Genomic DNA, 1656 nt, shown 5'->3' on the forward strand with positions numbered 1-1656 from the left:
CTGCGGGGGCGGTGGTCGTCCATGACCCGCTTGGGGGACCCATGGGGGTGGCGACCGCGCAGTGGCTGGCCGAGCTCGGCCGCTCAGTCACGATCGTCACGCCCGACCCGGTGGTCGGCGCCCGCCTGGCCGCCAGCGATCTCGCGCCCGCGAACGTGCGGCTGGCCCGCGCCGGTGTCCACCGCCGGACGCGGTCCCGGATACGCGAGATCGGTCCGGACGGGCTCGGGCTGGCGGACGTGTGGACAGCCGAGCGGCAGATCCTCGCCTGCACCGCCGTCATCGACTGCGGTCCCCGGCTGCCGCGGGACACGCTGCACACCCGCCGCCCGGAGCTGCCCCGGGCGGGGGACACGATTGCGCCGCGAACCGTCCTGCAGGCCGTCCTGGAAGGCCGTCACCAAGCGCTGGAGATCGGCGCCGGCCAGCCCGACTCCCCCCGGGCGGGCCATGACATTCCCGGCCCCGGCCAGGGTCGACCGGCAGGTACGGAGGATGCCCCGAACGGGCCGCGGCGATCCGCACCCGCCCGGCCGGGCGACGCGGGGACGAGCGAACCGCCAGGGCTGTTCACCCCGCGGCAGCTCGGGCCGCTGGCACTGCCCAACCGGATCGTGTTCTGCGCGCACCTGACCAACTACGCCGACGAGGGTCTGCCGAACGCGCGCCACGCCGCCTACTACGCCGCCCGGGCGGCCGGCGGAACAGGGCTGGTCATCACCGAGGAGCTCACCACCCATCCGGGCGACCGTCCCTACGAGAAGATGATCCGCGGTTTCGATCCGGCGGTGGTCCCCGGTCTGCGCCGGATCGCCGACGCGGTCCACGCGCACGGGGTGCCGGTGCTCGCCCAGCTCAACCACAACGGCGGGCAGTCCTCCTCGACCTACACCCGGCTACCCGTGTGGGCGCCCAGCGCGGTGGCGGACCCGATGTTCCGTGAGGTCCCCAAGGCAGTGACGCAGGCCGAGATCGCCGAGGTGGTCGCCGGTTTCGCCCGGGCAGCCACGCACGCCGCGGCGGGCGGCTTCGACGGCGTCGAGGTGCAGTGTTCGCACAGCTCCCTGATCCGCGGATTCCTGGCGCCGACCACGAACCGGCGTACCGACCGCTACGGCGGCCCACTCACGAACCGGGCTCGACTGCTACTGGAGATCATCGATGCGGTGCGGGCGGCGATCGGGCCCGGCCGGGTTCTGGGCGTGCGGCTCTGCGGTGACGACGGGGTCGAGGGGGGCATCACCCTCGACGAGGCAGTCGCGGTCGCGGCGATGGTCGACGCCACCGGCGCGGTCGACTACCTCAACACGGCCATCGGTGTGGCCACCTCGACGCTGCCGCTGATCGTGCCGAGCATGCAGGTCCGCCCGGGCTACGCGGCGCACATCGCCGCGGCGATCAGGGCCGTGGTCGACCTGCCGGTCGTCGCCGTCGGCAGGTTCACCGACCCGGTGCAGGCCGAACGGGTCCTGGCCGCCGGCCAGGCCGATCTCGTCGGGGTGGTCCGCGGCCAGATCGCCAACCCTGCCTTCGCCGCGGCAGCCCGGACGGGCGCCCGCAGCGAAGGCGCCCGTGTCGGCGGCGCCCGGGGCGAAGGCGGCACCTGCGTGGCCTGCAATCAAGAGTGCGTGGGCCGGACGGGCCGCAACCGCTGGC

At 74.5% G+C, this 1656-nt stretch carries 1 protein-coding gene; it reads left to right on the plus strand.

Features of this window, described 5'->3' with window-relative positions; genetic code table 11:
• Positions 1-1656 (plus strand): oxidoreductase (locus NBZ85_RS30920; protein WP_498041280.1); only part of this gene is annotated, 1656 nt, incomplete at both ends.

The sequence above is a fragment of the Frankia tisae genome, from assembly GCF_025403405.1.
GTDB lineage: Bacteria > Actinomycetota > Actinomycetes > Frankiales > Frankiaceae > Frankia > Frankia tisai.